At 40.4% G+C, this 23,936-nt stretch carries 26 protein-coding genes and 1 pseudogene; 16 read left to right on the top strand and 11 right to left on the bottom strand.

Annotated features, from left to right (window positions below; translation table 11 throughout):
* The first annotated feature begins 115 nt into the window (after positions 1 to 115).
* Positions 116 to 592, top strand: a complete 477-nt coding sequence (locus PCH02S_RS31290) for a ferritin-like domain-containing protein (RefSeq protein ID WP_127458020.1) — start codon at positions 116 to 118, stop codon at positions 590 to 592.
* A gap of 144 nt (positions 593 to 736) precedes the next feature.
* On the opposite strand, the gene PCH02S_RS31295 is transcribed toward PCH02S_RS31290, so the two are convergent.
* From PCH02S_RS31295 to PCH02S_RS31320, 6 genes are read right to left on the bottom strand one after another with little or no spacing between them, the layout of a single operon-like run.
* Positions 737 to 1,171 carry a protein-tyrosine phosphatase family protein gene (locus PCH02S_RS31295; RefSeq protein WP_127458021.1) on the bottom strand — a complete coding sequence of 145 codons (435 nt, stop codon included), beginning with the start codon at positions 1,169 to 1,171 and terminating at the stop codon, positions 737 to 739.
* Between the two features lie 10 nt (positions 1,172 to 1,181).
* Positions 1,182 to 1,658, bottom strand: a complete 477-nt coding sequence (locus tag PCH02S_RS31300; RefSeq protein WP_127458022.1) for an ArsI/CadI family heavy metal resistance metalloenzyme — start codon at positions 1,656 to 1,658, stop codon at positions 1,182 to 1,184.
* Position 1,659: 1 nt separating this feature from the next.
* A complete protein-coding gene (gene arsC / locus PCH02S_RS31305) occupies positions 1,660 to 2,088 on the bottom strand; it encodes an arsenate reductase (thioredoxin) (protein ID WP_127458023.1) in 429 nt (142 codons plus the stop codon).
* A 36-nt stretch (positions 2,089 to 2,124) separates the two neighbouring features.
* Positions 2,125 to 3,537: an arsenic transporter gene (locus PCH02S_RS31310; protein WP_127458024.1), complete on the bottom strand. Its 1,413-nt coding sequence runs from the start codon at positions 3,535 to 3,537 to the stop codon at positions 2,125 to 2,127.
* A gap of 8 nt (positions 3,538 to 3,545) precedes the next feature.
* Positions 3,546 to 3,869: an ArsR/SmtB family transcription factor gene (locus PCH02S_RS31315; RefSeq protein WP_127458025.1), complete on the bottom strand. Its 324-nt coding sequence runs from the start codon at positions 3,867 to 3,869 to the stop codon at positions 3,546 to 3,548.
* Between the two features lie 14 nt (positions 3,870 to 3,883).
* Positions 3,884 to 4,303 carry an arsenate reductase ArsC gene (locus tag PCH02S_RS31320; protein ID WP_127458026.1) on the bottom strand — a complete coding sequence of 140 codons (420 nt, stop codon included), beginning with the start codon at positions 4,301 to 4,303 and terminating at the stop codon, positions 3,884 to 3,886.
* Between the two features lie 177 nt (positions 4,304 to 4,480).
* Between PCH02S_RS31320 and PCH02S_RS31325 the strand changes: the two genes are divergently transcribed.
* The 7 genes from PCH02S_RS31325 to PCH02S_RS31355 all read left to right on the top strand — a co-directional run bounded on the left by PCH02S_RS31325 (position 4,481) and on the right by PCH02S_RS31355 (position 11,434).
* Entirely contained in the window at positions 4,481 to 5,623 is a 1,143-nt protein-coding gene (locus PCH02S_RS31325) for an RES family NAD+ phosphorylase (protein WP_127458027.1), read from the top strand.
* Between the two features lie 220 nt (positions 5,624 to 5,843).
* Positions 5,844 to 6,185, top strand: a complete 342-nt coding sequence (locus tag PCH02S_RS31330) for an ArsR/SmtB family transcription factor (RefSeq protein ID WP_127458028.1) — start codon at positions 5,844 to 5,846, stop codon at positions 6,183 to 6,185.
* 72 nt (positions 6,186 to 6,257) lie between these two features.
* The gene (locus PCH02S_RS31335) at positions 6,258 to 6,440 is read left to right on the top strand and encodes a hypothetical protein (RefSeq protein WP_127458029.1); all 183 of its coding nucleotides are present in this window, start codon (positions 6,258 to 6,260) and stop codon (positions 6,438 to 6,440) included.
* Positions 6,441 to 6,513: 73 nt separating this feature from the next.
* Positions 6,514 to 7,902, top strand: coding sequence for an FAD-dependent oxidoreductase (locus PCH02S_RS31340; RefSeq protein WP_127458030.1), 1,389 nt, complete (start codon positions 6,514 to 6,516; stop codon positions 7,900 to 7,902).
* 116 nt (positions 7,903 to 8,018) lie between these two features.
* Complete coding sequence (locus tag PCH02S_RS31345) at positions 8,019 to 9,197, top strand: MFS transporter (protein ID WP_127458031.1); 1,179 nt, start codon at positions 8,019 to 8,021, stop codon at positions 9,195 to 9,197.
* Between the two features lie 672 nt (positions 9,198 to 9,869).
* Entirely contained in the window at positions 9,870 to 10,559 is a 690-nt protein-coding gene (locus PCH02S_RS31350) for a hypothetical protein (protein WP_127458032.1), read from the top strand.
* Between the two features lie 92 nt (positions 10,560 to 10,651).
* Entirely contained in the window at positions 10,652 to 11,434 is a 783-nt protein-coding gene (locus PCH02S_RS31355; RefSeq protein WP_127458033.1) for a hypothetical protein, read from the top strand.
* Between the two features lie 120 nt (positions 11,435 to 11,554).
* Here the strand turns inward: PCH02S_RS31355 and PCH02S_RS31360 are convergent, their stop codons facing one another.
* The 3 genes from PCH02S_RS31360 to PCH02S_RS31365 are packed head-to-tail and all read right to left on the bottom strand — an operon-like array spanning position 11,555 to position 12,776.
* A complete protein-coding gene (locus PCH02S_RS31360) occupies positions 11,555 to 11,788 on the bottom strand; it encodes a hypothetical protein (protein ID WP_127458034.1) in 234 nt (77 codons plus the stop codon).
* Positions 11,769 to 11,921: a hypothetical protein gene (locus tag PCH02S_RS35990; RefSeq protein ID WP_164819812.1), complete on the bottom strand. Its 153-nt coding sequence runs from the start codon at positions 11,919 to 11,921 to the stop codon at positions 11,769 to 11,771. The genes PCH02S_RS31360 and PCH02S_RS35990 overlap by 20 nt, the downstream gene beginning before the upstream one ends.
* Before the next feature lie 12 nt (positions 11,922 to 11,933).
* Complete coding sequence (locus tag PCH02S_RS31365) at positions 11,934 to 12,776, bottom strand: ATP-dependent DNA ligase (protein ID WP_246069332.1); 843 nt, start codon at positions 12,774 to 12,776, stop codon at positions 11,934 to 11,936.
* Between the two features lie 360 nt (positions 12,777 to 13,136).
* On the opposite strand from PCH02S_RS31365, the gene PCH02S_RS31370 reads away from it, so the two are divergent.
* From PCH02S_RS31370 to PCH02S_RS31395, 6 genes are all read left to right on the top strand, one after another.
* Positions 13,137 to 13,505, top strand: a complete 369-nt coding sequence (locus PCH02S_RS31370) for a hypothetical protein (RefSeq protein ID WP_127458036.1) — start codon at positions 13,137 to 13,139, stop codon at positions 13,503 to 13,505.
* Positions 13,506 to 14,777, top strand: a complete 1,272-nt coding sequence (locus PCH02S_RS31375; RefSeq protein ID WP_127458037.1) for a DNA polymerase IV — start codon at positions 13,506 to 13,508, stop codon at positions 14,775 to 14,777.
* A complete protein-coding gene (locus tag PCH02S_RS31380; RefSeq protein WP_127458038.1) occupies positions 14,774 to 15,154 on the top strand; it encodes a YolD-like family protein in 381 nt (126 codons plus the stop codon). Before PCH02S_RS31375 ends, PCH02S_RS31380 begins: the two co-directional genes overlap by 4 nt.
* Positions 15,155 to 15,706: 552 nt before the next feature.
* Positions 15,707 to 16,861 carry a hypothetical protein gene (locus PCH02S_RS31385; RefSeq protein ID WP_127458039.1) on the top strand — a complete coding sequence of 385 codons (1,155 nt, stop codon included), beginning with the start codon at positions 15,707 to 15,709 and terminating at the stop codon, positions 16,859 to 16,861.
* Between the two features lie 149 nt (positions 16,862 to 17,010).
* Positions 17,011 to 18,258, top strand: coding sequence for a HEPN domain-containing protein (locus PCH02S_RS31390; RefSeq protein ID WP_127458040.1), 1,248 nt, complete (start codon positions 17,011 to 17,013; stop codon positions 18,256 to 18,258).
* A 231-nt stretch (positions 18,259 to 18,489) separates the two neighbouring features.
* Positions 18,490 to 18,948 (top strand): GIY-YIG nuclease family protein, encoded by a 459-nt coding sequence (locus tag PCH02S_RS31395; RefSeq protein WP_127458041.1) that lies wholly within the window; start codon positions 18,490 to 18,492, stop codon positions 18,946 to 18,948.
* Between the two features lie 372 nt (positions 18,949 to 19,320).
* Here the strand turns inward: PCH02S_RS31395 and PCH02S_RS31400 are convergent.
* Positions 19,321 to 20,037: pseudogene (locus PCH02S_RS31400) on the bottom strand (aminoacetone oxidase family FAD-binding enzyme); the annotation flags it as partial.
* 156 nt (positions 20,038 to 20,193) lie between these two features.
* Positions 20,194 to 21,075, bottom strand: coding sequence for an FAD:protein FMN transferase (locus PCH02S_RS31405; protein ID WP_127458043.1), 882 nt, complete (start codon positions 21,073 to 21,075; stop codon positions 20,194 to 20,196).
* A 224-nt stretch (positions 21,076 to 21,299) separates the two neighbouring features.
* Between PCH02S_RS31405 and PCH02S_RS31410 the strand changes: the two genes are divergently transcribed.
* The gene (locus tag PCH02S_RS31410) at positions 21,300 to 21,983 is read left to right on the top strand and encodes a response regulator transcription factor (RefSeq protein WP_127458044.1); all 684 of its coding nucleotides are present in this window, start codon (positions 21,300 to 21,302) and stop codon (positions 21,981 to 21,983) included.
* Positions 21,980 to 23,503 carry a sensor histidine kinase gene (locus PCH02S_RS31415; RefSeq protein WP_127458045.1) on the top strand — a complete coding sequence of 508 codons (1,524 nt, stop codon included), beginning with the start codon at positions 21,980 to 21,982 and terminating at the stop codon, positions 23,501 to 23,503. The genes PCH02S_RS31410 and PCH02S_RS31415 overlap by 4 nt, the downstream gene beginning before the upstream one ends.
* Positions 23,504 to 23,936 lie beyond the last annotated feature (433 nt).

A 23,936-nucleotide genomic window follows, 5' to 3' on the forward strand; every position in this document is an offset into this window, starting at 1 on the left:
GATTCTGAAGGATTTTGTGACTTTCAAAGAAGGTTAACTTAATTATTTTGAACGTAATGGTGGTGGGTGAATATTCTAATGTGTAGATTACGCCATAAAGGAGAAGTGTTAAAACATGTATTACAACTTACAAGCGCCCACTTACGTCCCGTTTCAAGGTTATCTGGGGTATTTCGCACGTAGCGAAGATATGGTACTGAAAGTAATTCTTCAATCCATTTCTGGAGAAAGAAATGATGAGCTCTTCTATCAAGAGTTAATACAGCTTGCGCCTACTGAGAAAGAAAAGGAGGTAATTAGAGGGATTAGAGATGACGAGAGAAAGCATAATCAAATGTTTCGAAATATTTATACGCAACTTACGGGTACACCACCTACTGGGATAGAAGCAACGGAGCCCATTGAACATGTGAGCAATTACTTAAGCGGTATTGAGAGCGCATTGTTTGGTGAATTAAAGGCTTTTGAAAAATATCGCACTCTATATTTAAATATTAGTCCCCTATACCGCGATATGATCTTTGAGATCATGACGGATGAGATTAAGCATGCTAGTTACTATAACTGGCTATATGCCAAAAATAACAGATAGCATTAGCCTTGCACTTTGTAGTACGCCAAAAAATAATATTCTTCACATTGATACACTCTTATAAGAGGACGCACTTTCTTAAGTAAATCAGTAAAATAATTTAGGCTCCCATTAGCACAAATAGTGCCAGGGGGCCAAATAATATTACTTGTTAAATAATTTCTCAAGCGCCTCACGTTGAGGCTGCCTAATACTAACAACTGGGCGAATGCTTTTGGCCAATTTTTCAGCATCTTCGATCTTTTCGCTTTTACCTAAAGCAATCAAAGTGCCAATTGCCACAGCGCCTGTACGACCCTTTCCACCACCGCAATGGAATCCAACCTTTTTACCGCTCTCATACGCCTCTACAACGTGATTTATAGCTTGTTGGAATAGTTGGTCTTGTGGAGCTTCCGCATTGTCACCAAGCGGCACCTGAAGCCATTCTACGCCATCTGTAGGATAGGCACACTCCGTAGCTTCACCACGCAAATCGACTACAACCTCAACGTTCTCGTTTTTAATCATAGCTTCTACGTCTGCAGCTCCGCCAAAAAATATTTTGTCATCAACAAGTGCTTGATAATTTTTCTCCATAATGATCTCCTTATTTTTTCTTAAAGGTTGTGAATTCAATTATTACAGGCGAGGACTGTGCGGGGGGAGGTGCACAACATAGTGACATATCCTGCAATTCCCCTGCAGATTCAAATTCGGAATCTTCTTTGGTGTAAAAGATTTCCCACGCATTGCCATCAGGATCGTAAACCCAGACTTTATCCTGAACTGCATAACAGCAAGTTGTGTTCATGTCATCGATCAGAAGAAGTCCACTTTGTCTTAAACGCTCACCCATGGCCAGAACCTCTTCTGTATTATCCACTTGAAATCCCAAATGATTAAGGACTCCTTTTTTCTCAAAAGGTCGAACATTAAGGGAAAAGTGAAGGGTAGGATTATCCAATTCAAACTTAGCGTAGTTGTCTTTTACTTTGGTAGGCTCTGTACCAAAGAAAGCACGGTAAAAATCAAGCGACTTCTGAAGCTCAGAACAGTTAACCGCAACGTGCATTCTTTTGATCATCTTACTTGCCTTCTTTCACGAATTGTTCGATCCGGCTTTTAATAGAATCATGAACTTCACGGAATTTAGCTGTAATTTCTTCTTCCGTCCCAGTTGCTTTGGCAGGGTCATCAAAGCCCCAGTGCCATCTGTTAGCTTTATCATTACGGACAACAGGGCAGTGTTCGTCAGCATGACCACACAATGTAATAATGTAATCAGCGCGGCCTAGAATCTCGATATCAATCACATCAGAAGTATGGTTTGAGATGTCGATACCGTCTTCTTTCATTGTTGTAACTGCACGGGGATTTAACCCGTGGGCTTCCAACCCAGCACTTTTTACCTCGTATTTATCCCCGCCTAATGCTTTCAAATATCCATCAGCGATTTGGCTGCGGCAAGAGTTTCCAGTACAAAGAAAATAAACTATCGGTTTTTTGTTCTCCATGGTTTCATTTCTCCTTTTATATGGGATTATCTAGGCTTAAGCACCTTTTTGCCCTGTCTTAATTTGTTTTGCACCAAAAAAAGATTTTTTGATCAGTGCGGCGAGTACCAGAATTACTGCAATCGCAACAATTAGCAACCAAATATTCACGCTTGTTGTATTTATAACGTGAAGCCATAAATAAAGCCCAGTAAGGGTAATTAGAAGCGTTGGGACAGTAAGGATGATACCTGTCTTAAAATAATTGCCCCATGTTATTTTTACACCTTTCGTAGATAGAACATGAAGCCATAAAAGGGTTGCGAGTGAACCGATCGGTGTTATCTTAGGTCCAAGATCGCTTCCAACAACATTGGCGTAAATCAGTGCTTCTCGTATAATACCGTCTGTATTTGTACCTTTAATGGCAAGAGCATCAATCATAACCGTCGGCATGTTATTCATAATGGAGGACAAAATAGCCGACAAGAAGCCCATTCCTACTGTTGCAACAAATAATCCTTGTCCTGCTAAGTTCTCAACCACCGTTCCTAGGGCATCGGTGAGACCGACGTTTTTAAGACCATAAACGACGACATACATGCCGATAGAGAATATGACAACAGCCCAAGGAGCATCTTTAATCACCCGTTTTGTTTCGATTACTTTGCTGGATCTAGCCATTAAAATGAAGATCAGTGCTACGACGCCTGCAATGATGGAAACAGGAATATTAATGAATCCGCTGCTTACATACGCGACGAGAAGGATAGCCAGGATAACCCATGACATTTTGAAAAGCTTAAGATCTTTGATCGCATGTGAAGGTTGCTTTAATTGTTTCATATCGTAACTCGTTGGGATGTCCTTTTTGAAGAAAACGTACAAGACTACCAAACTTGCTGCTAATGAAAACAGGCTCGTGACAATCATGCGGCTTGCATAAGTGACAAAATCGATACCAAAGAAGTCGGCAGATACGATGTTCACTAAGTTGCTGACAATCAAAGGCAAAGAAGTTGTATCTGCAATGAAACCACTTGCCATGATGAAAGGCAAAATCATTTTACCGGGCAGCTTCAATGCTCGGACCATCGCTAATACAATTGGCGTTAGAATTAATGCTGCACCATCATTTGCGAAAAAGGCAGCAACTGCCGCGCCTAATAAAATGACGTACACAAACATGAGCCGTCCGTTTCCTTTTGCAATCCTCGCCATGTGCAAGGCAGCCCATTCAAAAAATCCGATATTGTCTAAGATTAAGGAAATGAGAATTATTGCGACAAAAGCAAGCGTGGCATTCCAAACGATGGATGTAACCGTCAGTACATCATGAAGAGACACGACTTGGAAGAAAAGAGCTAGGATTGCGCCAGCAGAAGCAGACCATCCGATGTTGAGGCCCTTTGGCTGCCAAATAACAAAAGTTAATGTAATAAGAAAAATAAGTACCGCAATGTAAGTCATGGTTCCTCCTAATCACAACAATTTAGATCTTCACAAGATATGGCATCCACTTTTTCTTTTTGGGATGGCAGGTGCTGAAAAAACTCGTTCAGAAAGGGTTTATCCTCAATATTTAACGAATAAAAAACCCATTGGCTCTTTTTGGCCTCTTTTACTAAACCGCCAGCCTTCAGCTTTCGCATATGCTGACTCACATTGGGCTGACTGGTTTGTAAGAGTTCAACAAGCTCATATACACATAGCTCGCGTTCTTTGAGCAGAGAGAGAATCGTCAATCTCATTTTGTCTCCAAGCAGCTTACACACTTCAGATAATTGTTCAATATCGGTCAAAATTACACGCTCCTTTAGATCGGCACATTCAAGCCTTTTAAGAGTTCAATCACTTTCTTTTCTATGGTGTCACGTGTTTGTCGAACTGATTGGATGTCATTTGAAAGTAATGGATCCTCAATATCCCAATCGACGCTCGTGATGCCAAAAGGTACGATGGGACAACGTTCCGCAACTTGTTGGCAGAGCTTAACAATGACATTTGAGGCGATGAAATATTTCATATCAATTTTCTTAGAAGTATTCCCTGATAACTCAATCCCAACTTCCTTCATGACCTCTAGAGTCAAAGGATGAATATCATGTGGCTCTAGCCCTGCACTTTCGACGATAACGTGTTCCCCACCGTAATGTTTAGCAAATGCTTCTGCTATTTGACTTCGGCAACGATTTTGAATACATAAAAAGTAAATGCGAACTGGTTTCTTCATCATTATCTCAGCTCCAATATTATTTGTAGATGATTATATAATTATTCAGTTATATATAAAAGTTAAGGTTTTGTAAATTCAATATATAAACATAACTTTTCATGCGTATTGGAATATTGATTGCGATATTATCTATTAAATTTTACTATTACCTATATACGTTACTGGAGGTTGATATTTATGTCAGTTTGTTGTGTAAAGTGTTTTCAAGATAATTTCATACGAAATAAAATATTTGGATACAAAACACGTGGCGATTGTAGTTATTGCGGTAATAAATCACAAAGTGTTATTCCAGTATATGAGTTAACTTCAGATTTCGAGGTGTTTTTTAATATTTATGATAGATCACAGAAAGGTGGGCATTGGGAAAGTTATATTCCTTCAAATGCTATCTTTGGAATAGACGATGTTGAAGATATAATTTTTAGTGATCTAAAGCCCTTACATCAACACATACAAAATGACTGGTCAGTATTTTCCGGAATTTTGCCAGAGGGGATTAGAATACAATTGTTATCCGATATTTATAGTTTTTCAAAGATAACGACTGATTGGAATCTCGGAGTAAAGTGTTCGAGTGTTACAACTATAGAATGCGCACGATTCTACGATAATATTATTACGGATGACGATAAACGTTCACTTTGGGGTATTTTTTGTAAGGAAATCAAAACTCAAAATCGTTTTATTTTGAGATCCACGCCTATTAAGGAAATTATTGATCTGCTTGATACGAAACGAGTCAAACTTAATGTTGGAGAACACTTTTTTAGAGCACGAGTTGGATTTGATGTAGATAATAATAAAAACCCAATATCTTATCCTAAGGAAAAATTGGGTATGGCCCCAGCAAAACTAGTTTCAGATGGTAGAGCAAACCCTCGTGGAATCTCGTATCTTTATACTGCATCTGATATTGATACAGCGATTTCAGAAGTACGTCCTTGGAAAAGTGCACTCGTCAGTGTAGCGACATTTAAACTTAATAAGGAATTGGAAATAGTCGATCTAACACTATCCGAAATAGAGTCTCCTTTTCAAACTGTTGATCTCCGTGATGCTATCCAATTACAACAATTACTCGAGGCAATAAGCATGGAATTTTCGAAACCGGTTGGCCCATCGGATTCCGGGATTGATTATCTTCCTACACAATATATAGCTGAGCTAATTAAGTCTAATAGATTTGCCGGTTTCAAATTTAAAAGCTCAATTGCAAATGGTAATAACTATGTTTTCTTTGGGAATGAAGCATTAGAAATTATTGAAACCTCCCTTCATAGGGTGAATGAAATACAGATTAGTCAATCACCGGTATAACGGAACGAATCACAATTACGGTAATTACAGGATAGCAAGAAACATTGATAAAATCGGCTGCTGCGAAGCAGCAGTGTTTTGTTTTGGAAATTGATGTGGGGTCTGAGAACAAAATATACTATTAATCAAATTATTTTGTATAAATCATTGCAATCCAATGTTCATTGGCATATATTAGTATTAATCAAAAATTTTTGATAAATGAATCGAGTGAGAACAAATGAAAACTATAATACCTATTCAAGAAGTAAAAACAAATACAACACCAAATGACTCATTTTTCACTTCATATGAGTCAAAATTTAAAGCCCTAGCTGATAGCAAGCGACTGCAGATTATGTATGAGCTAACCCAACGAGGCAAAACATGCGTTTGTGACCTATGTGATACCTTTGATATGGCTCAATCCAAACTGTCATACCACTTAAAGATCTTGTTAGATGCAAACCTAATTTCCAAAGAAGTCATTGGTACTTGGAGTTATTATGAGATTAATCAATCTGAAGTAAACGGATTATTGTCTGAGCAGCTTTGCTGCGTTTTTAGACCAAGTGGAAAGTAATTTTTTTAGATTAATAATCAATTTTTTTTGATTAATATATCAATATTATTTGATTAAAGGAGGTGTTTTGTAATGTTACTTCACGATGTGAATCCGCAGCTTATGTATGTATCTCAGTTAGGTAACCAAATTGACCAACAGGAGTTGAAAGAGCCTCAAAGTAATAAAAAAATTATTATCAGCATCGATAAAATTACGAACTTATTCAAAACAAAACAAGCTCAAGTCGCTTGCTGTGCACCTGTTTGCTGCTAAGACACAACAAGATTGCGTCCTTTGAAAGTAGTGTCCGTCATAAATAATAAAATATATAATTGGAGGTTTCTAAATGTCTGAAAACAACTTGCTTACTCTAACAAAACTTCCTGTAGCCATTATCGGTGCCGGTCCTGTTGGCCTTGCCGCGGCTGCGCATTTAACAACTCGTGGAGAGTCTTTCGTACTGTTTGAAGCCGGAAACGAGGTTGGTGCAAATGTTGCTTCATGGTCTCATGTTAGACTCTTTTCTCCGTGGGAATTTAATATCGATAAAGCTGCGCGCCAGTTACTCTCCTCGCACGGTTGGAAAGCTCCGAATAACTCAGACATCCCTACTGGTCTTGAGATGATTGAAACCTATTTCAAGCCTTTGGCCAACCTGCCTGAAATTAAACCTTACCTTCACTTCAATGCCAAAGTGGTTGCTGCGAGTCGTAAAGGTCTTAACAAGGTAAAAACACAGGGCCGTGAGGAACTTCCTTTTGTTTTGCATGTTGAGAAAAATGGTGAGCGAATGGTAGTTGAAGCCAAGGCTGTTATTGATGCCACGGGCACTTGGACGAACCCGAACCCGGTCCTGTCTGAAGGGTTTTGGACGGCCGAGGAGAATTCGATAAGCAACCGCATTTTCTACGGTATACCGGATGTTCTTGGCAAGCACAAAGAGCGTTATAGCGGTAAGAAGGTGCTTGTAGTAGGAAGTGGTCACTCCGCCATTAATACGCTTTTGGAACTTGGAGTACTCAAAGATCAAGTAAAAGAAACTGAGATTGTTTGGGTGCTCCGGAAATCTAAGCTTAAAGATGTTTATGGCGGGCAAGAACAAGATCAGCTGGCTGCTAGAGGAGAACTTGGTACGCGTATAGAAAAGCTTGTCGAATCAGGAAAAGTAAAAGTTTTGACGCCATTTTATATTCAAGACTTAACAAACAATGACGGGGGAATTCAAGTTACTGGCTCCTTTGAGAACGAGTTGATTTCTATTGATGGCATTGATGAGATTGTTTCAAATACCGGTTCCCGTCCGGATCTATCTTTTTTAAGAGAAGTCCGTGTCATTACGGATCCCAGCCTGGAGAGTACTTTGGAATTGGCACCTCTCATCGACCCTAATGTGCATAGTTGCGGCACAGTAAGACCGCACGGGGAGAAAGAGTTAAGACAACCAGAGAGAAATTTTTATATTGTGGGCTCCAAAAGCTATGGCAGAGCGCCTACATTCTTGATGGCCACAGGATATGAACAAGTTAGGTCTGTTGTGGCAGCTCTGGTCGGCGATTACGCAGCAGCTGAGAGAGTGGAGCTTGAACTTCCTGAAACAGGGGTGTGCAGTATTCAGACTAATTATTGCTGCGATTCGGAGCAAAGTAACCAATCTCTTATCGAACCAGAAGTAGTAAGTTCTTGCTGTTCACCAACAACCAAGCCGGTGGTGTCGAAGTCTTCCTGCTGCAGTTAAATTCTATAGGGCATTGTCCTTGAGGCAGTGCCCTTTCTTGAGGGAAGGGAGACGTTTGTATCAGAGACCGGGAGAAAGAAAAGGCAAAGATAAAGCCTATAATTATCCTTGCACTTATGACAGCCGTATCTCTTTTTGGGGATTCGATGCTATATGTTGTTCTGCCGATCCACTGGAAAGAGGTTGGGCTAACTTCACTTATTGAAGTTGGCATCCTACTGTCGGCAAATCGATTTATCAGGCTCCCACTTGGGCCCTTCATTGGATGGTTATACAAGAAAATTAGCATCAGAATTGGTATCTTTTTAGCTGTCCTAATAGCCGGCATAACCACTTTACTATACGGATGGGTGGATGGTTTTTACACTTGGCTTATCCTGAGGTGCATCTGGGGTGTGGCTTGGTCGCTATTCCGCCTGGGATCTTATTTTATGATTCTCGAGCTGTCCGATGACCAAAATAGAGGCTATTTCATGGGGACCTATAATGGACTATATCGCATAGGCAGTTTAGTGGGTATGCTTGCTGGTGCTCTTTGTGTCGAATTATTTGGATTAAAAGTTGTTGCTACGACCTTCGGAATCTTGGCCTTTCTGGTGCTTCCTGTTGCATATAAATTTGTTCCCCTAGCCAAAAATGAAATTCAATTAGAGAATACTCCCGTGCAAAAGTGGAAGATACTAAAAAATCCTGCACTTCAAGGGACTTTACTTTCTGTTTTTCTCATAGCTATGTGTCTCGAGGGGATGCTTACCGCAACTTTGAGTCACCTGATTGAAGTTCACCAGAAGACATCATTGATGGTTTTTGAATTGGCTGTAGGGGCAGCTACTATTGCCGGTGCTCTCCAAGCTATCCGATGGCTGTTGGGTTCATTTATGTCTCCATGGTTCGGCAAGCTCACCGATTCGAGGTGGGGACGACGACCATTTCTTATCGGTTCGCTTGCTTTAGCCTCAGTTTTTATGGCGATATCGGATTTAAAGATTCCGTTTGGAGTGTGGTTATTAGATCTACTCGCTCTGCTTATTGTTTCAAACATTTTAACCACCATCATAGATGCCTTAATTTCAGATATTGCAAACGGGGCATCACGTGCATTTATCGTGAATACTTATGTAGTGATAACCGATGTAGGGGCATCACTAGGACCGATGTTTGGTTATATATCTGAATATTATATTGGTCTTAGCATGACGTATTGGCTTTCTGCCGCTCTTCTTCTTATGTTAAGCACTACTTGGCTCATAACAGGTAAAGTAAAAATGAGAAAAAATGCATTCGTTAGTCGATAGTTGAAAAGTTCAATTATTTTCCTCCACGGATATGTGTACAATTAGCAGACAAATACAGTAATTGGCCGAATTAGATATGGTTATTAGAAACCCCTGATCCAAAAGATCGAAGGTATGTAGTGCTCTCATTGAGCGCGGAAGGTGAAGAAGTTAACGAATATATTTGCTTAGTCTATATTATTAAAATGCTAGACAGTATAGAAGTTAATATTCGAATAAATAAGCCCGCGGGGTATCCCCCGGGCTTATTGTATTTTTATTAATCTTGAGGAGAATATCATAATATTTCCAGTCTCGCTGCCGAAGAACACCGTCGATATCCTGCAGAAATGATAAGTGTGAAGTGATATAATTAAAAAATTTGACAAAATACTTTGATAATTTAACACTAGTGTAAAAATTTAGGAGGTAATATTTAAATTTAAATAATATTTTGGCGAATATTGTCAGGTATGATTAAAAGTTTCTAAAGTCATTGTTATTATACAAAAAATTACATATACTGGTACCTGTCGGTAATTAACCGACGGTTTAATAGATTGCATGCAAATCATAAACTACTTTAGTTAAACTACCAGGGTCGCGAACTTGGTAGAAAAAATGTTTTTCGTTTCATTTTTATAATACGAGAATAACAAAACTATTATGGAAGAAAAGGTGATTTTTTTGAAAATGTTCAAAGTAATCGTTTCCACTGCACTTGCACTTGTAATTTCTATTCCATCAATAGCTTCCGCTGAACAAACTAAGGCTGTAAATAAAGATATTCAAGTGAATTTTGCTAATAACGTTACAAATAATTTATCAAAAGAAGATATTTCAAAAATCACTTCTCAACTAAGTCCAACTGCTACGAGTATAACAATAGTGGAATCTGCTCCTATTAATACCGTAAATAATGGGGGAATCTCACCATTAGGAAATCAATGCATGGAAGGTGCGGTATTTCAAAATGCTTCGCAAATAGGATCCTATCAGTTCAAGAAAAAGGGTACCGATGGCGACGGCACGCGCTATATTAATAAAACAGGTTCCAATATTTCATTTACCTCGACATTTTCAACTAGCTTCACAATGGGAGGGGAAATAAATGGTGAGGCAAAGTGGGGATGGGGACCGATTGAAGCAAAAGCAGGTTTTAAAATAAGCGGATCATATACTTGGAGTACATCCGAAGCCTCCACTGTTACTGTTAGACCGCATTATCAAGGATGGAATGAGTATGGTACACTGAACGATACTTGGACAGGATATTATGCGTATCTTAATACAGATTGCACTACAAGTAATGGAGTTTACATCACAGCTACCGGTCCACGTCAAAAAGCAGTGGTCGCAAATGAAATTTGGGCTAATTATTAAGCAGCGTTATACTAGTTGATAGAGAGCTATCCCTATAACAATAATAGGGGTAGCCTGTCTTTATACTAAAACTCTATGTTAGTGGTGAAAATGTGAAAATAAAAAACATTGCCTCTAGTCTTTCTATAGTTGTCATGAGCCTTTTTATATTGTTACAAGGATGTGACTCAAACAGAACTAACCTTTCTCAAACAAATAGTCCTGTTCCCAGCAGTGAAAATACAGATATAGGAAAAAATTCAAGCATTACTCTAAAAGAGATTATTGGAAATGAAGCAAGTCGTGAGCAAAAACAAACTCCCGATGAAGCGGTTATTAACCAGATACAATGGAAAATGTCAAATGACAAAATAATCTCAGCATCAAAGCAAAATATCATTGGGAGCTCAACGTTTGGAAAGAATAGTTTAGTTATAACCAAACTACCTGAGACAACTCTTCAATGGTATAATTTTGTGATACTTACGAATAAAGATCAGAAGTGGGACTTGTCAGGTGTAATTGATATGCCAATTGCTAAAACACTAAATAATGATAAGCGTGGACTTGCACTACCAATGGAAGAATTCGCTACTGCATCACTTGCTAGAGGCGGATCTGCTAAAAATGATATCTGGGCTTTTGCAAATGATAATAAATATGTTGTAATTGGAAAGTATCCCAGAGAGCCTATAGAGCCTGATAGCGGAACTGATAATTTAATTTTAGGTGAGCGTAAAGCATGGATAAAGACCGAAGTTAAGAATTCGTTTATCTTCTATTTCGATAAAGAATATCTTGTTTGGATTAGTGGAAATTTGACTAAAGATGAGATGATAAATTTAGTTAATTCTTTCCCCCCTGTTGAAACTGAGAAATTTCCAATAGCAAATTAGAAAAACCCCAACTAACTCGGCTCAAGAAATGAAGTACTTGGGGTTATGGTTATATAAGCTTTACCAAAGCAGTGAACAAAGTTAAAGCCCGAGGAGAAAGTTTCCCCGGGCTTTTAATTATTATTCTATAACCTCAGAACAATACGCAAACACCTTCGACATGACTTCTCTTTCAAAATTATCTTTCACATAAAAACAATGACGTTTCCAGTCTAGAAGACGAAGAGCTCCGTCAATATCCCCTGCAATTGCATCATTAAACGCAGCATCAACTTGTTCCAAAGAAGGGACTCTTTGATGTTTACGGTGAAATCCAATAATTTTTGATAATTCACTACTCTTGAACTTCATCAATTAAGAAATATACCTCCATGTTTGTATCAAAAACAACAATGCGGTCATTTGCATCATAATCCATATCATTCACTTCTAAATGACTCAGCGTTTTCTCTTCGCCTGTCATTTTATGTCTTACTCTGTATTTCATAAATGCCATCTCCTAAATTACAAATTCCTCAAAGACTGGAAGCCGCATAGTTCCAGAACTGTACCAATCCCTATATTTAACTCTGCAGCGTACCACAGGCTTGATATATACATAATCTTTGCTCTCACCACATTTAAAAGAATGGAAAACTGGCAGCATTGATTCACGAGCAGACTGGGTTATTCCAAGATCCATAGTGCCAATTTGACGGATACGTTGCCCTTCCTGATAACCAAGCAGCCAAGAACTTTGGTTCTTGCTATAACCGGTTATGTAAACCTCCGCAATTTGGTAGTTAATAACCTTTTGCCATGACCAGGAGCGTACTCCTTTTTCGTATTTCGATTCTTTTTTCTTAATCACAATACCTTCAAGTCCATGCTGGCATACGATTTTAAAGAAATCCTTTGCGCTGCCTTTAATCGGCCGAACAATTCGATAATGTTCAGTTTCCTGTAGTGTCTCTTCAAGCAGCTGCTTGCGTCGCTCTAATGACAATCCAGTCACGTCTAAGCCTTGGTGATACAAGATGTCGAAAGCCATGAATACAACTGGTTTACGCTTCTTACTGGACCGGAAACCTGAATTTGTTGCTTCGAAGTCCGCCCTTCCATGCTCATCAAGGACAACAATCTCTCCATCGAGAATAGTCCCCTTCGGGATCGGAGGGTCGTGAAGCTCTGGATATTTTGCTGTTGCATTTGTGTTCTTAGTGTATAGGTTAAACTCCTCCATGTTTGATACAATCAACCTAATGCCATCCCACTTCAGTTCGGCAAATGTGGAAATACCATCAAACGGTTCATTGTTTCTAGCATATTGGAGAAGCATTGGAGGAATAAACATTTTCTTCATCACCCATAATAATGGTACACCTTAGAGCTATCTGTGACTAATGGAATTAGAAGGAAGCAAGGAGCAAAGTAAATGAAGAAATTAATTACCCCAAATTCCTTTGTTTGTTTGAGTATAGCAACTGCTATCTCATTTCCAGTGTATTACGTGCTTAGAAGAAGATGAAATATGCCGAGCACGAATTGTGTTCTTAGATTGGGCTTTTTTAAGCCAACTCGACAATAAAATGTGATGAATTTTACCCACTGGCTCTAATAGCCAGTGGGTATTTTTGTATTAATAAAAATCTCTTGCATAGCGAATGCGTGTTCGGTATATAATATAAAACACAAACAAATGTTCTTGTTTTGGGGTGATTGAATGAGTGTCATGACAAATGTTGAGACTGACGAAGATGTTCAATTAATCAAAGAATTTACTCTGCTTCCTATTTTGCTTGATATGTTAACAAGGGATTCAGAAGTGCTCAAGATTCACAAAGGTAAAATTATTTACGGTCATATTCTGTTTTATTTAAAAGAGGTTGAGAATGCCATTTATCCTGAAATTCAAAATATTAAAAGTACGATGAAGAAGCGTGACATCAAAGTGTTGAACACATCAACGACAGCTCTAGGAATTAATGTTGAATATAAAGTTCGGGGATACGTCCACCATTTTACAATGCTACGAAGTTTGATTAAGGCTGAACTCATGACAACATTAATGAGAATGCGGAGGTCGTTGTAAATGGTAATGAGAACGGATCGTACGATCTACCTCTCGGATTGCCAATCTTTTTATGCAAGCGTCGAAAAGGCTTCTCATCCAGGCTTAGATAACCTCCCGTTTGTCGTGGCTGGGGATCCGGCCAGAAGATCGGGTATTATTTTGGCTGCCTGCCCAATAGCCAAGAGCTTTGGAATTAGTACAGCACAGAGGCTTGGAGAAGCACTACAGTTATGTCCGAATGTTATTGTAATGCGGCCGCACATGCAACGCTATATTGATGTATCACTTGCGATTACGGATATTTACAAGGAGTACACAGACCTTGTGGAAGTATTTTCGATTGATGAGCAGTTTCTGGACGTGACAGGCTCACTCAATCATTTCCGCTATAATCCAGAAGAACTGGCAGTAATGATTCAAAAGAAGGTCGCGGCATCAATGAACATACGAATTCGTGTTGGCATCGGTCCTACTAAAATCCTTGCTAAACAAGCAACGGACAACTTCGCAAAGAAAAACCAGAATGGCATTTTTACACTTGGTAAAGAAGGTGTAGAAAGTGTCTTATGGCCTCTAAGTGTAGATAAGATGTACGGAGTTGGGTCGCGCATGACGAGACATTTTGTTAATCTTGGCATGACCACAATCGGTCACGTTGCAAGGACACCATTGCATGTTCTCAAGCAGAAGTTCCGTGCGCGATTTGGTAAACAGTCAGATATTCAGGCGGAGGTCATGTGGCGTACAGCTAATGGCCTTGATGATAGTCCAGTCACGCCAGGAACATTCAATGTAGCTCCAAAATCAATTGGTCATGGAATGACCTTACCACGAGATTATACGACGGCAGAAGAGGTAGATATTGTGCTTTTGGAATTAACGGAAGAAGTTTGCCGGGATGCGCGAAAGAAAGGTTACACGAGCGGAACCATTCATGTATTCTGTATGTGCTCACCGTACGATGCACCTACCGGATTTAGTCAGCAACGAAAAATGCCTTTTGCAACGAACAATACGCTAAAAGTGTTTGGATCCGTTCGTGAAATATTTCATCGCAATTGGAATGGTCATCCGGTACGTAAAGTTGGTGTCACGCTGGGGTCTCTTGATGATGAGGAAGTCACACAGCTGGACCTCTTCGAGGACGTGACTAAGCTGCGTAAGCTTGATAGTGTATTGGACGGAATTAAAGATCGATTCGGTAATACGGCAATTATTAGGGCTTCAAGTTTAATGAAAGCCGGTCTCGCAGCGGATAGGGCAGGCAAAATTGGAGGTCACTATAAATGAGTAAAAAATTAGAACTTAACGGACTTTGGGAGTCTAGCCGCATGATGCTTCCGCAGCATAAAGAAGCCGCGCTTAGAAATCGAAAAGATAATCAACGAATGTCGCGACCTATACGAGATGAGCAAGAAATTCAAAATATTTCAGCAGTACTGAGTTTGTCGCAGATGTATAAAAAACCACTTGTACTAACATTGTATGGAGAATTTAAGACCCGATTAGTTACTGGCATTGTAGCGCGCAGTAAGCATGGTGAATTCCGATTTGACATTGTGGAGACTTTTAGCGGAGCAGGGGACTGGGAATGGATTGCTTATCGAGATGTTCTTAAAGCTGAATTATGCAAAGAGTGGACAGATGATGGAATGATCGATCCATAAACAAATAAATAGTTAATTGGGCAGATTGCTCGAAGAGCAGCAATGCAAAAATGAAGAAACAAAAAGCCCGAAGGGAAAATTCCCTTGTCCGCAATTTGGAGAATTCCGTTTGGACACCGTTGATTCATTTAGGGGGAGAGGATTGGGAGTGAATTAGCTTTCAATATGTACTGAAGGCGGATCTAATCAAAGAGTGGTACAGAGAATGAGATTATTGGTCTGTAGAATATCCCCAATATGAGGAGAACGAAGTGTTAATTATTAAAATTACAAGAAGGCATCCAAGTGATGCTTTTTTTATTAATGGATGTAGGTGCGAGTGAAAAGATATTCCAATATATGGTATGATTTATTTTGGAAGGAAGTTGGAAATCATTTCTCTAAAGGAGGCTTTATTATTGGAATTTGATAATATTTTAGAAGCGCATTACCTCGAATATTGAGGTTAATGAAAGTATTCCTATATATAGTGGTGAATTTATCCTAATCATTAATGATAAAGAAGAACATTCTTTTATAGGAGAAGTAAGTTTAAACTGGCTTCCTAGTCCGATGCTTAGATTAAGCGGAGCGTCAATTCATTATCATAGTGATGCTTTCCACAACTCAGACAATATGGAGCAGAACAAGGTTAAGATAAAAATCTCTGGTTATATTGTAGAAGATGTGGTTATAAGCGAAATTCGCCCTAGTGTATCTGGAAGTATAAACATTAAAGGTGAAATATTATCCTCCACTTTGAAGGAGAAATCTAAAAAGGTTACTTACATAAAGTGTGGAATTACTAATTTGATTAACACTTATGGTGGACAGATCGTTAAATATAAAGAAGGTGAGGTTCGAAACAGGTTCAAACTAAGTATTGACGGGTGGGATATCACTATTGACAAAAGACCAGATTATAGAGAAAAAAAGATTTATGAAACACTCAAAAGTACTGGTGGTTACGCAATAACACATCTTTGTCAAATTAGAAGAGAAGATAGACAAGCTTTTGGAACGAATGATATTTCAGATTTGGAAGAAGCAATGCATTGGGCACTTTCATTCGTTACAGGAAGACACATCGGGATTTGCTACCTTGAAGGTTTTCATGATAACGGTGAAGTCGTCTGGAGGAAATATCAAACTCCTTCAATAGACAAATGGAGATATAGGAAGACTTGGTTTCCTAGAATGGATGAAAGGGCACTTTCCGAAATATTTCAGCTAATATATACCAAATTACAAGATGTATACTGGAAGAAAGTATTAACTAATGTATTTAGTTGGTATCTTGAATGCCATTCGGATGGAATTATTGAAAATAAAATAGTTTCTAACCAAATTGCTTTAGAAACTTTGGCATGGAGTTATCTAGTTGAAGATAAGGGGATTCTACAAGAACAAGAGTATGGTAAGAAGAGAGCATCAGATATTTTTCGTTTATTTTTTCAACAATTTATTTTAAATACGACGATTCCAAGTGATTTTCCATATATAGAAGAAGTTCAAAAACTAAAATATTATGATTCTGCGCATCTAATTACCGATTATAGAAACAATGTTGTTCACCCCAAAAAAAAGGTGATATTTCAACCATTACCGAATGATTTTAGCTTTTTTGTATTAAGATTAGGACTTCATTATTTTGAGCTAGGTCTTTTATTTATTATGGGGTATAAAGGGAGATATCTTAATCAACTCTATTTTGGTTGGGATGGATAATATGAATTCGTACCGTGGAATGAGAGAAAGTTCCATGCTGAATAGAATACATTTCATATCGTCTTGTCCGTTATTTGTTATATTGAGAGCATGCAATGATTATTAATTTGTAGGGTAGTAAAGATATTATAGATCGTTGGAGAAAAGAAATGAAAGGGGATGTTAAGTTGAACTCATACCAAAAGTTATTTGCATTATTCCCTCAAGCAAAAAGTATTGCTCTTGCAGGAATCTATGGAATTAAACGTGACACACCAGAGTTCCAACTAAGTGAGTACATTTTCATAATGCCACGCAGAGAAGAGTTTGATGATCTTTACCATCCGAGACTGAATAAACGATTTAGAGTTCCTGAATATTTTTTGATAGCAATTTCTACAAGTAATCGTTATGCAATGTCTTTAAAAAAAATAGAAAGTTTAGACGATGTGCTGGGTTCTATTTCAATTGCTCACCAAGCCTTATGCATATTTCATAGTGCACCTTATGCCTTAGGACAGATTGAAGGTTTTTTGCAAGATAGTATGGGTAGCTATGGATTATCAGATCCCGAAATTGCAGGTAGAAACTCAGAATTTAACGACTCTTTATTTAAACAGGATGCAATGTTCCATCCTTTCGACTACACTTTCATACAGGATATTAGATATGACAAGGACTTGGTTGGCTTTTTTGCTAAGTTGGCAAATGCTTATGTCATTACAAAAGAAAAGAGATGGTTGCTCTCTGCGAAGATGTATACATCAGGTGTTAACCATCAATATGCAGAAGATGCAATACTCGATTTTGCTGTTGCTCTCGAGAGTCTACTTGCACTTGATAAAGAGCAAATAAACTTTAAACTACGGCTATACCTTGCTTTATTGGTAGGAGATACCTTTAATGAACGCCAGCAAATATATAATGATATTAAAGTTTTTTATGGTCTTAGAAGTAAGTTAGTACATGGGGACACATTATCTATATCAGATGAACATATTAAGATGATCTCAAGGGTTGGGAATTATGTAAGTAGAGCATTAATAAGAACGTGTGAAAAGAAGATCAAGGAAGAAGTATTACATGACCTTGAGTTTATGTCATTGTTAGGCGCACCAAGACTCACCAAAGAAAAAACTGACTTGGTAATTACCGAACAAGAAATCTTGAACATCATTATAGAGCATCATGGGATAACTGAGTTCTTATCATACGAAGCTTTCTTAACTGAAGAAAAAGAGCCTGACAATGATTACACTGAATTAATGATTAAGATCACATTTCCAAATGAGGAATCGGAATTATTTCATGCTACATATTATAAAGGGTTACACAAAGCTTTGGAAAATTGTACTAGGTATAGTTCATGGATTAGCAAAGATAGCGAGCATGGTTTTTTCTACAACATAACCTTTTAGTATGGAAGGTTCATTGGGAGGCAAGCTACTACGGGGTAATAGTATTAAGAAATTGGATGTTTTGATTTTGAGGCAAACGAATATTGAATAAAAGCAGATACCACATGCATATTAATAGTAGATTTCTGTGCGTAATTAAATGAAAGAGAAGTTTGATTTGAATTCAGAAGTCAAAGCTGCTGCTATAATGCGCGGCTTTTTTCTTGTAATGAAGGGAATGACAAGATATAGATGTTTAATAGTATTGATTCACTTGAAGGTATTATTACGGAAGTTGAAGAGGAACTACTAAGTGCTAAGCGTTATAAACTGTATTCTGATAATTGGACTAAAGAATTACCTTCTCTAGGAGGAGTGTACATAATACGAAATGAGGAGCAAGTCGTTTATGTAGGTGAGACCGCTAATATTAAAGATAGAATGCACAAAGATATGAGGAACACTCAGAACCACACTATTAGGAGAAACATCGGCAAATATCATTTTAGTGAGCAAACAGAGTATTATCCTGCCAGTTCGAAAAAGAAGTTTGCATCAAGTATTGAAGAGTTAGTAGATCAACACTGCAAAAATAATTTAACTGTATCGGCAGTTGTTGTTTATGTAGGAAGACTTGAGGTTGAAGAGTTTTTAATTATCAAATATGAACCAATTTACAACAGTAAATCAAACGGAAGATCACTAAAGTAAAAGAGTGGTTTTAAAAGGGAAAGTCTTATGATTACACTCAATGAAGTAGTATTATCAATTAGTTGGGTCTATAGTGAACAAGGATAATAAAGAGCTATTTAAGTTGAGGCTGAAGAGATTTCACTCCTGATACGGATTGACAATTTTAACGAAGAAAAATGACCCTATAGAACTTACTTTTAAGGGAGTCACCTCACGTTTGAGAAGAAGCGCAATAAGAGGATTTGTTAGTACTAATAATCCATTTTTTGACCGGAAAACTCTAAATTCCTATGCGAGCAAGAGTAAATGTAAAATAAAAATAATTTTCCGCCTGAATGAGTTGATCTAAATGAGAACTTTGCTCTATGCGCTTATGCATGTGGGTGATTCAAAAGGCATGTCTCCCCGGTGGGAGATGACAGCCTTTCCTTTGGCGTTCCACACGGAAAGTGTCACGTCGCGCAAAGAAAGCCCCTGCAGCTCGCGGCTGCGGATCCAGGCCTCCTTCGAGGTCAGCGGGACCTCGGTTGGAAACAGCTGCGTGATCGTATGCCCGCCGGCTTCCGCCCACGCATATCCGTCTCCTGTGGAGCCGGTATGCGGCACGGAGCATCCGCCCGAGGCGATGATGACAGCGCGGCTGTCCATTTTCTCGCCGGAGTGGAGCTGGACGCCTTGGACGCTGCCGTCCTGGAACAGGACCCTTTTGACCGGACTGTTCGTCCGGATCTCCACACCCTGCTTGCGAACTTGGCCGATCAACGCGTCTACGACGGTTTTGGCCTTGTCGCTGACGGGAAACATACGCCCGTTATCCTCTTCTTTCAGACGAATCCCGAGATTTTCAAAAAACTCGATAATGTGCTTGTTGCCGAACTGCGTCAAAGCACTATATAGGAAGCGCCCGTTGCCCGGGATATGCTGAATAAGCTCATCCATGTCTTTGTTATTCGTAACGTTGCACCTGCCGCCTCCGGAGATGCCAAGCTTGCGGCCGAGCTTATCCCCTTTGTCGAGGAGGAGAACCTTGGCGCCTTGGCGGCTTGCGGCAATACTGGCCATCAGGCCAGCCGAGCCTCCGCCGATGACAATGACATCATACTTCATACGATACCTCTAGTTCATTTTTGAAAAATTGTATCACGTTTTCGTTCTTACTAACAACCTGTGGATAACTTGTTGATAAAATAACCAACCTTGTGGGTAAACCATCCGAAATATGTGGATAATGTGCGCAAGTTTGTGGATAAAGCATCCAAAGTCTTAAGATACCTTATCCTGAAAGTGATAATGGTCGATTCGCATATCCAGCCATCTTCGTTGGAGAGAGGCTTTTTTCCCGAAATAGTGAAGCTCCTGTTCCGCGGTAATCACAACCGCTTCACACACGGAGGTGCGCTTGGCCAGCAGCGCCAGCCCTTCATGAACACCAAGTCTTGCAAGCGTCCTGGCCCATACTTGGCACTCCACAAGATCTTCACCGGCAACTGTGCACTGTACGACATCATGGACCGAGCCGGCACTCGGATCTTCGAATTGGCTGTATGTCGATAGGGAACCTTCAGGTAAAGCGATCGCACCTAGCTTGGTGTTGGCTTGCCAGGGGTTCTGAATGCCGATAATCCAAGGATCAATACCCAGCGAGCTTCGACCCCATACCGTGATTTCTCCTCCGGCGAGGATTAACCCTTGCTCCAGGGAAAGCTGTTTCTGCATATATTCAGCTAATCGTTTGACTGCCCAACTCTGCTCCAGCCCTCTCAAATGAATGTTGGCATTATGGGGGAGCTTAATCGATTTCATAGAGGGATCTACTTCCCATTCCAAAAGGGAAGCAGCCTGCGCACCTTCGGCATGAAGTGGATTATAATAGCCATCGGTTACAGCTTGGTACATTTCGGCTAAAAACAGTACCTCTAGCATGGTGTTGGAAACCATACAATTTTCCCCGGCTAATGTATTTAATAGAGAAATTTCACTGTCGGCAAGAGCCGGGCTGAAACGTTTGTCGACATTGCGAAACCAATCATCGGTTAATTGCGTTATGAGCGTGCGCTCTTTATCTTCACAGCGGAGCAATAATTCGATCTCAGCCTTGAGCGATTGGAAATGGAACGAATGGAAGGAAGGGGCAAATGGCTCCATAAGTGTTTCCTCTTTTCTTTGGTGTCCTTATGATGTTGGTCTAATTATAGAAGCATTACCTGAGATTCAATTGATAGTTAGCTGAAAAATGACTGAAAAGTGATAGAATTCAGCAACCTTTCAGCTTTTGCTCAGGTTGCTTTTAGGCAGGATATGGGATACTGACTATAGAAAATGTCTGTAAGAGTGTGTTGTATCGAATTGAACCCGGGAGGAACGACCCCATGCGCCAGTTAAAAGGAATCAAAATTCTGCTCGTAGATGACGAGCCTCACATTTTGGAATTTTTAGAATTAGGCCTGACGAATGAAGGCTTTGAGGTGATGACCGCAACGGATGGACTATCCGCCATCACGACATGCAATAAGTTTCAGCCGCATATTGCGATTCTGGATGTGATGATGCCGGGAATGGACGGCTTCGAGGTTTGCCGTATGATCAAAAAGACGGAAAACATCGCCGTCATCATGCTGACAGCCAAGGACGAAATCGATGACCGGGTGAAGGGGCTTACGATCGGCGCGGACGATTATATGGTCAAACCGTTCAGCTTTGAAGAGCTGCTTGCCCGCATCTATGCGCGGATACGCAATCATTTTCCGAACCTGTTCGGCGAGGTTGTGATTGGACCGCTTCGCATGGATGACCGTCGGAAAGAGATTAGCCTGCATGACAGAGTACTGGAGTTATCCCCAACCGAGTATGAGCTGCTCAAATTTATGGCGATTAATCATGGACTTGTGCTCAGTAAATCGATGATTCTCGATAAAGTTTGGGGATATGATTTCGGAGGCGAAGAGAATATCGTGGAGGTGTACATTCGGTCCTTGCGCGATAAGCTGAACGATAAGGAACATAAGCTGATTCGCACGATTCGCGGAGCCGGCTACCGGATGGATTTGACATGAAAAGGAAGGGCCGGTTTGCCGATCTTTTTGTAACGGGCTCTCTGAAATTTCAACTGCTTTCTAGAACTTTATTAGTGCTATCCGTACTGCTGCTGCTCATTGGCGTGTTTCAATATGTCGTTATGCAGCGGTTCATGTATCAAAATAAAGCGGAGACCATCCGCAATCAGCTTGCTGCACTGCCTCCGAATATGCTGCGTTTGGGAATGGGAGCTGGAGACGGGCAGCCCCCCGTATTTCCTTCAAACCGCGAGAACCGGCCTGGTTTCGCTGGTGAGCAGGAGCGGATTTTCGTATCGGAGTTATCCATTGCTTTTATTGATGAAAAAGGAAATTATAAGCTGATCTCCTCCCCTTATGAGCAGCCAGCTCCACAGCTAAGCCAAGAGGAGTATCTGAGTCTTCTGGCAAAGAAGAAAATGAAGCTGGAGCATCGCATCGTCAAAGATGAGAAGGGCAATGATCAGCTTGTGGTTTTTCATCAGATTGGCGGAGAGCCTGAACGATCCCGGGGCGGACCCGGCGGGCCAGGTTTCCAGGGCATTATTCAAGCCAGCACCAGTGTTGCACCGCTTCGGGATGTGTTGGTTCAGCAGTTGCTTACTTTTATCTTTCTATCCTTGTTAGCGATGGTGTTCGGTCTTCTGGGCTTCCTTCCCGTCTTGCGCCGAACGCTGGTTCCGCTCTCGAATATGGTGGATACGGTGAAGCAAATTGATGCAGGTAACCTGAACGAACGATTCCCCGCGCATCAAGGACAGGTGGAAATCGATCGTCTGGCCACCTCATTTAATGGGATGCTGGAACGGTTGGAGATATCTTTCGAGGCGGAAAAAGAAGCCAAAGAGCAGATGCGCCGTTTTGCAGCGGATGCTTCGCATGAGCTTCGCACACCGCTCACGTCCATACACGGCTTCCTGGAGGTGCTGCTTCGCGGAGCATATCAACAGCCGGAGCCATTGCTGAAAGCATTAAAAAGCATGCATGGCGAATCCGTAAGAATTAACAAACTTGTCGAGGACCTCCTTATGCTGGCGCGGCTTGACCGTTCTCCTTCTTTTCAGAAGACGGAAGGCGTACTGGATGAGATGCTGCATGAGATGGAACCGCAGCTGCGTCTACTGGCAGGAGACAGGATGGTGACCTTCCACCTGGCTCCCCAGACCCGGTATCTGTATGATCCGGATAAAATCAAGCAGGTTGTACTCAACCTGTTCCACAATGCCGTTCAGCATACGCACCCGCTGACAGGGGAGGTCGGGCTCACGCTAGCCCAAACGCCATCTGGCGTGGAGATTGCGATCCATGACAATGGAGAGGGGATTGCCCCCGAGCACCTTCCTCATCTGTTTGACCGGTTTTACCGCATCGACACCTCACGGGCAAGACGGAGCGGAGGCGCCGGTCTGGGCTTATCGATCACACATGCTATTGTCCAGCTTCACGGCGGACTGATTGAAGTGCATAGTATCGTGGGAGTGGGAACAACCTTTAAGGTGATTCTTCCTGCGGTGAAATAAAAAGATCCTATCTCGGCTGATGCCGGGATAGGTTTTTTGTTGTTTCGAGGGGCATTACACGGGTACGCTCTCGCGATTATACGGTAGATACGTTTTTAACGGACTCAGCAGCCGTTATTATGCCTTTTTGAGTGGATTTGGGAAGCTAACGGACTGAGGAGCCGTTATCTATTGGTTTGCAGCTGATTAAAGGCCATTTCATGGCGATTAGCGGCAAGTGAGTCCGTTAGAATCGAATCCAATTCCAAAAGCGGCAAATAGCGTCATCTGAGTCCGTTAGCACAGAGGAATGCTCAAATGCACCTAACAAAGTGGTGAGCTGATGGTTGTAGTAACATGAACACTCCAATAGTAGTTAACTAGTTAAAGTACCTGAACCCCACCGATAGTAGTTAACTAGTTAAAGTACCTGAACCCCACCGATAGTAGCTAA

The organism is Paenibacillus chondroitinus NBRC 15376, from assembly GCF_004000765.1.
GTDB lineage: Bacteria > Bacillota > Bacilli > Paenibacillales > NBRC-103111 > Paenibacillus_E > Paenibacillus_E chondroitinus.

What these genes read in the sequence shown, in the direction of transcription:
- PCH02S_RS31365 (WP_246069332.1), bottom strand. Translation starts at nt 12,776, where the DNA reads ATGAAGAAAATGTTTATTCCTCCAATGCTTCTCCAATATGCTAGAAAC.
- PCH02S_RS31330 (WP_127458028.1), top strand. Translation starts at nt 5,844, where the DNA reads ATGAAAACTATAATACCTATTCAAGAAGTAAAAACAAATACAACACCA.
- PCH02S_RS31320 (WP_127458026.1), bottom strand. Translation starts at nt 4,303, where the DNA reads ATGATGAAGAAACCAGTTCGCATTTACTTTTTATGTATTCAAAATCGT.
- PCH02S_RS31390 (WP_127458040.1), top strand. Translation starts at nt 17,011, where the DNA reads ATGAAAGGGGATGTTAAGTTGAACTCATACCAAAAGTTATTTGCATTA.
- PCH02S_RS31410 (WP_127458044.1), top strand. Translation starts at nt 21,300, where the DNA reads ATGCGCCAGTTAAAAGGAATCAAAATTCTGCTCGTAGATGACGAGCCT.
- PCH02S_RS31350 (WP_127458032.1), top strand. Translation starts at nt 9,870, where the DNA reads ATGTTCAAAGTAATCGTTTCCACTGCACTTGCACTTGTAATTTCTATT.
- arsC (WP_127458023.1), bottom strand. Translation starts at nt 2,088, where the DNA reads ATGGAGAACAAAAAACCGATAGTTTATTTTCTTTGTACTGGAAACTCT.
- PCH02S_RS31380 (WP_127458038.1), top strand. Translation starts at nt 14,774, where the DNA reads ATGAGTAAAAAATTAGAACTTAACGGACTTTGGGAGTCTAGCCGCATG.
- PCH02S_RS31415 (WP_127458045.1), top strand. Translation starts at nt 21,980, where the DNA reads ATGAAAAGGAAGGGCCGGTTTGCCGATCTTTTTGTAACGGGCTCTCTG.
- PCH02S_RS31335 (WP_127458029.1), top strand. Translation starts at nt 6,258, where the DNA reads ATGTTACTTCACGATGTGAATCCGCAGCTTATGTATGTATCTCAGTTA.
- PCH02S_RS31375 (WP_127458037.1), top strand. Translation starts at nt 13,506, where the DNA reads ATGGTAATGAGAACGGATCGTACGATCTACCTCTCGGATTGCCAATCT.
- PCH02S_RS35990 (WP_164819812.1), bottom strand. Translation starts at nt 11,921, where the DNA reads ATGAAATACAGAGTAAGACATAAAATGACAGGCGAAGAGAAAACGCTG.
- PCH02S_RS31385 (WP_127458039.1), top strand. Translation starts at nt 15,707, where the DNA reads ATGCTTAGATTAAGCGGAGCGTCAATTCATTATCATAGTGATGCTTTC.
- PCH02S_RS31345 (WP_127458031.1), top strand. Translation starts at nt 8,019, where the DNA reads ATGACAGCCGTATCTCTTTTTGGGGATTCGATGCTATATGTTGTTCTG.
- PCH02S_RS31340 (WP_127458030.1), top strand. Translation starts at nt 6,514, where the DNA reads ATGTCTGAAAACAACTTGCTTACTCTAACAAAACTTCCTGTAGCCATT.
- PCH02S_RS31295 (WP_127458021.1), bottom strand. Translation starts at nt 1,171, where the DNA reads ATGGAGAAAAATTATCAAGCACTTGTTGATGACAAAATATTTTTTGGC.
- PCH02S_RS31405 (WP_127458043.1), bottom strand. Translation starts at nt 21,075, where the DNA reads ATGGAGCCATTTGCCCCTTCCTTCCATTCGTTCCATTTCCAATCGCTC.
- PCH02S_RS31310 (WP_127458024.1), bottom strand. Translation starts at nt 3,537, where the DNA reads ATGACTTACATTGCGGTACTTATTTTTCTTATTACATTAACTTTTGTT.
- PCH02S_RS31395 (WP_127458041.1), top strand. Translation starts at nt 18,490, where the DNA reads ATGTTTAATAGTATTGATTCACTTGAAGGTATTATTACGGAAGTTGAA.
- PCH02S_RS31290 (WP_127458020.1), top strand. Translation starts at nt 116, where the DNA reads ATGTATTACAACTTACAAGCGCCCACTTACGTCCCGTTTCAAGGTTAT.
- PCH02S_RS31325 (WP_127458027.1), top strand. Translation starts at nt 4,481, where the DNA reads ATGTCAGTTTGTTGTGTAAAGTGTTTTCAAGATAATTTCATACGAAAT.
- PCH02S_RS31300 (WP_127458022.1), bottom strand. Translation starts at nt 1,658, where the DNA reads ATGATCAAAAGAATGCACGTTGCGGTTAACTGTTCTGAGCTTCAGAAG.
- PCH02S_RS31370 (WP_127458036.1), top strand. Translation starts at nt 13,137, where the DNA reads ATGAGTGTCATGACAAATGTTGAGACTGACGAAGATGTTCAATTAATC.